Source organism: Ruegeria haliotis, from assembly GCF_013377785.1.
Taxonomy (GTDB): domain Bacteria; phylum Pseudomonadota; class Alphaproteobacteria; order Rhodobacterales; family Rhodobacteraceae; genus Ruegeria; species Ruegeria haliotis.
The window spans coordinates 1-5,145 of record NZ_JABXWT010000044.1 but is presented as its reverse complement, the minus strand read 5'-3'; the positions used below and the strand labels follow the sequence as shown (position 1 = coordinate 5,145).

The window sequence follows — 5,145 nt, the reverse complement described above, 5'->3', positions numbered from 1 at the left end:
TCTGTAAAATCTGGACTTCTGAGCCAGATCGATTCATCCTAAATCCGATCCACCAGATGCCGGGACTGAACACCTAGTTGGAGCTGCTCAACATGAGCTTTGAACTGACTTGCGAGTCACAAAGGAGTCGGCCCTTCAATTGAATCGGTGAAGTCACTCGCGGCCCAAACCGGTCGTTGACTACTACACTCGGCCGCTACGGTCGCAGCCCGCATTTTTGCCGTTCGCTGCAGGCGCAAAAAACCAACTACATTGCCGCCGACAATCAAACGATTGCTTGGCTTAGCTTTTACTCCCTGTCTATTATCGCTCAAAACACAAAGTGCCTCGGTTCAACGGCGTGCTTCAATCTCGGGCAAAACACCAGCATGAATGAGAACAAAGTGATCTCTGATACCCACTCCTGGAATGTTCCTGGTTTTGGTGTGCATCACATAGCCAGGCTTCTGGAGAACCGTGGTTCAGATATTGCAGCGCTTCTGAGATCAGCCAACCTACCTGTTGACATTCACGAAACCCCGCCAAATTTTGTTGATGTCCGGAATGAGCTCCGCCTCTTGGAACTCGCCATCGACGAGACCGAAGACCCCCTGTTTGCGATCTCAGCGGGGAAAACATTCAACCCCAGAAAAACAACACTTCTCAGCTATGTCGTTTTAAACTCTCCAACCGTTGGTGAGGCAATTGAGAAGGCTGTGACCTACGCGCGCTTAGCGCGCGGCTTTGCCAAACTGTCGTTCTATAAAGAAGAACATGGCATGTTCTTGGAAGTAGACTCCATCGCTGAACTGATGCGTGCTGATGGCGCTCATAATGAGTTTCGAATTTCGGCTCTATTGACCAGTCTTCAAATTGCGGCGGAGACACCCCTACCAGTCCTCGAGCTACGATTTCCACATAAATTGACCGAAGAAAAGCAAACACAAATCTCCGAAGCTTTATCGATCAATGTCAAACAGGGCCAACGCGTTCCAGGTATCTTATTTGACAAGAAAGTGCTGGATGTTCCGATCAAAGATACAGACCCCTCATTGCTATTGCATCTTGAAACGCATGTTCAAACTTTAATGAAGGATTTGCCGCCTGTAATCGGAGAAGCAAGTTCTTTGGTGCAGGGCGAGATAACTTCACGACTGTCTTTTAGTGCTCCAACACAAGATGATATCGCGAAGACGCTCGGGATGAGTATCAGTACACTTGGACGCAAACTTGCCAAAGAAGGCACAACATACAAACAACTGCTAAAGGATATTCGTGCAAGGCTGGCGGAGCAGTATCTTGATGATCCCAAACTAAGTCTTTCCGAGATTGCCTTTGCACTCGGATATTCTGATCAAGCTGCGTTTACCAATGCCTACAAGACCTGGACGGGCCAATCTCCGGGTAGTGTCCGAGCAACTTAGGTTGAACTCAGGGCATGCAATTCGGTTGGGACAGTGACCTCGGGCAAGAAAGCGGATGCTGATCTACTGAAACGTAGCCTCAAGCATCCGCCTTTTATGTGTTAGCGCCTTTATGAGTAGGCATCACTGCATGAGTCGCAAGAGTCGGAATTCGATAGCTCTGGTGTCACTTGATAGTCGGGGCTAGGCAGATTTACGGTTTGTTGGCCGTGGCCACCCGATGGGTGCGCCATGGACATTCCGGCGTTTACAGTGAGTGCGAATACCGTAGCGGATGCAATTATTACTTTTTTCATCGTTTAAATCCTTTCAGTTAAGCGCGGGTCAAATGCCTGTTTCTGCATCTTTGAACCACACAATCATTTCACTAAGTGTCTATTATTTCACACGGCTTCGATGATTGGTCAGTGCCCCGGAATGTTCGTGTACAAGTCGAATGAACAGCGTTGGTTAGATCCTAGAGCTGAATTGTATCTACCTGCAGAGCACATAAACACAGCACCCGGGGCAGAAGCAGACATTTTAGTAGTTCGGTTGGTATTGGCCATCCCATCAGCGTGGTTACGTGCTTGCGATACTGACGAGCGAACATCATGTGCGTTCCCGCGTTGGCCGTCGCCGCGCAACGGGCTGGCCGTGGACATTCCGGCACTTAGAACAATGACCAACGCGGTGACGGATGTAATCAGTGTCTTTTTCATTTCTTGGTCCCTTTCGGTTGAGCGTGTTTGAAACGCTGTGTGTGCATTCAATTTGGCGATCTGCAGCTCGGATTTATTGCGATGACACGTCAAGGTTTTGAGAAAAGACATCAAGCTGGCGTCTGAACCCCGTTACGCTTCAAAACTGTACCTCTACGCCGATGTTCCAGCTGACGGCGTAGTCGTCCGAGTTGCTTCCCAATCCGGTTTCAGTAGTGATCTCACCAAAGAGCCATGAGCGATCTGACAGGGCGACATTGCCACCTATGCTCAGTGCCGCAGTGTCCTGACCGCGCTCGGTGACCACTGTATTTTTCCCAAACACTACCAAGGTCGTGGTGTCGAACGTATGGTAGAAGTCGATTTGACCATACAGCATCGAATTGTTTGCAAAGGCACGTTCAGCGCGCAGCCCGACCCGGGTCGTCAACGTGTCACCATCCACCAGGGAACCGATCCGACCACCCTCGACCCGATCAGGGACATCATCCATGTCGATATCGCTGTACATGACCTGCACTTGCGGGATGAGCGTCCATTCATTCGACAGCGTGAAGGGCTTGCCCAATTCAACAGATATCTCATACCCGCTGCCGTCGGCATCCACGGCGGCCACACCGTTGGGGCGTATCTGGCTGTCGAAAAACCCATAGCGAAGCTGCCCGTCAATATAGAACAGACTGTCCGCAACCCAAAGCGCACTTAGGGTTGCATCGTAAGCGTCGGTCGAGATATCGACGCTGGCAAAGCTGGTGCCGACATTCGATGACATGCTGCCGATGCCGAACTCCAGCCCGCCAAACAGCTGTCCGCCTGCAAACTCACCCAAAGGCAAATTCGCGCCATAGCGCAGACTGCCGCTGTTCGTCGTCATCTCGCCTTCACCAACATCATAGCTGTCGCGTTCTCCATCAGCCTCAACCCAGAACGTTGGTCCTGCGGTTGTCGTCAACTCAGTCAACGCCCGGCTGACGGTCAAGACTTTAGAACCGTTGCTTTCCATCGCAATGCGGTTGCGTACTTGCGAAACAGATGAGCGAACATCCTTTGCATACCCGCGTTGGTCGAGGCCATGCGACGGGCCGGCCATGCAGATTCCAGCACTTGCAACAATCGCGAAAACTGTAACGGATGTAATCATGACCTTTTTCATCTTTTTGCGCCTTTCAGCTAAGCGTGTTTGTTACGCTCTGTGTGCAATCAATCTGGCAATCTGCGGCTCAGATTGATTGCGCTGGCACGTCAAGGTTTTGAGAAAAGGCATCAAGCTAGCGCCTGTCGGCAGCGTATCGTGCGGTGGGGCGTTCTCTGTCAGGCAAACATTGGCTTCACGATAAGCGCCCACCAAATTGAACAGGTGGAAGCCGACAAGCGCACCCATTCCGCCGTTGGTCTAATTTAAACAAATGGCCCCTTAGTGAGAATGATGGTGAAGCTTATGATCGGTTCGCAACTCAAGAATTTAGCGGGTCTTGGAAGCTCCTTCGCATTGCAGCGTCCAGCCAGTTAAAGAGGCGAACCAGCTGGAGTTGATCACCGGCATATCTCGCCCAGCTGTTCACACAGCCGGGTCTCTTGCGACACTGTAGGCTCAGCGCCTAATACGTTTGATCACTGTACCCGCATCAATGTCAAAAACGTTTTTAAGCCTTCTTGCATCAAAGTCGAACTCCGGCACTTCAAGGAAATAAACGGTAATGCCACCGATACATCCCGAATTCCCGCAATCACTATCAACTACAGAAGTTTTCCCGGAGTTTCCCTCAGTCGACATCATGCCCTGAAATTGCGTTTGAGAAGTCTGGGTGTTTACGTCAAATGTGTCTGCAAATGCCGCATTGGACATTACTGCAAGAACGAAAAAAAACAGCGGGTGCAGTCATTAATTTTTTCATCTTTTAGCTCCTTTTCAGTTAAGCGTATTTGAAACGCTACGTGTGCACTCAATTTGGCAGCCCGTTGGATTGAGTTATTGCGCTGGCAGGTCAAGGTTTTGAGAAAAGGCATCAAGCTAACGCCTGTTCGCAACGTGTTTGGCAGTGAGGCGTTCTCTGCCGGGCAAACATTGGCTTCGCGACAACCGCCCGCCAAATTGAACAGGAGGAAGTCGACGAGCAAAACCGTCACGCCGTTGGTTTGACACAAAGAAAAGGCCGCTTGGCGCGCGTGGCAGCCAAGTTAGTGATCTGTTCGTGACGCAAGAACATTGCAGCCAGTCCCCGAAGTTAGAATCCGGGGACTGGCTTCAAATGTCAGCAGGACGCGTTTTCTCTGAGAGAACCAGCCTAGATCAAGATAATGCTACCAGTATCTCCAATATACGGGCTGATCTGACAGACCAGAACCCGAGTCCTTGCCGAAAATCACAGTTTTAGTGCCGTTATCATCAATCGGGATGACAACAACATTGGGAAATTGCGAGCCCCCGGTCGAGCCATATGTGCTATTCTGCTGAGTCAAAGACTGGCTCATTTGGCCCAGATCGTGCTTTGACGTCAAATGCGCGCCAGAGTCAGTCAAGTTAGTGGTTTGGTGGGTCTTGACCTTTGTACCCGCGTGGCCGCGTGCTTGCGATACTGACGAGCGGACTTCTTGTGCAAACCCGCGTTGGCCTTGGTCACGCAACGGGCCGGCCATGGACGTTCCAGCACTTACGACCAGAGCGAGTACCGTAGCGGATGCAATCATTGCCTTTTTCATTTTCTGGTTCCTTTCAGTGAAGCGTGTTTGATACGCAGTGTGTGCACTCAATTTGGCACTCTGAGGCCCAGATTTATTGCGCTGGCACGTCAAGGTTTTGAGAAAAGACATCAAGTTTTCGCCTGTTTGCTTCGCCTTCCGTAATGGGGCAACCTCAGTCAGGCGAACACTGGTTTCGCTATAGCCGTCAGCGAAACGGAATATGTGGAAGCCGACAAACGCAACACAGCCGACATTTGGGAAAAGCGAAGCGTCAGACACAAAGGGTTCGATGCTGACCTTGATGCCGTTGCAGCTAAGCCCCCTGCCCCGCTAATAATCGACTCGGGGACGGCCCAAAG

At 50.9% G+C, this 5,145-nt stretch carries 3 protein-coding genes; 1 reads left to right on the top strand and 2 read right to left on the bottom strand.

Annotation, left to right across the window (positions count from 1 at the left end; all coding sequences use genetic code 11):
• Positions 1-176: 176 nt before the first annotated feature.
• A complete protein-coding gene (locus HW561_RS23120) occupies positions 177-1,403 on the top strand; it encodes an AraC family transcriptional regulator (protein ID WP_235963049.1) in 1,227 nt (408 codons plus the stop codon).
• An 840-nt stretch (positions 1,404-2,243) separates the two neighbouring features.
• Here HW561_RS23120 and HW561_RS23115 read toward each other — a convergent pair.
• Positions 2,244-3,257: an autotransporter outer membrane beta-barrel domain-containing protein gene (locus tag HW561_RS23115; protein WP_176867724.1), complete on the bottom strand. Its 1,014-nt coding sequence runs from the start codon at positions 3,255-3,257 to the stop codon at positions 2,244-2,246.
• A 1,148-nt stretch (positions 3,258-4,405) separates the two neighbouring features.
• The gene (locus tag HW561_RS23110; protein ID WP_176867722.1) at positions 4,406-4,804 is read right to left on the bottom strand and encodes a hypothetical protein; all 399 of its coding nucleotides are present in this window, start codon (positions 4,802-4,804) and stop codon (positions 4,406-4,408) included.
• Positions 4,805-5,145 lie beyond the last annotated feature (341 nt).

What these genes read in the sequence shown, in the direction of transcription:
- HW561_RS23115 (WP_176867724.1), bottom strand. Translation starts at nt 3,257, where the DNA reads ATGAAAAAGGTCATGATTACATCCGTTACAGTTTTCGCGATTGTTGCA.
- HW561_RS23110 (WP_176867722.1), bottom strand. Translation starts at nt 4,804, where the DNA reads ATGAAAAAGGCAATGATTGCATCCGCTACGGTACTCGCTCTGGTCGTA.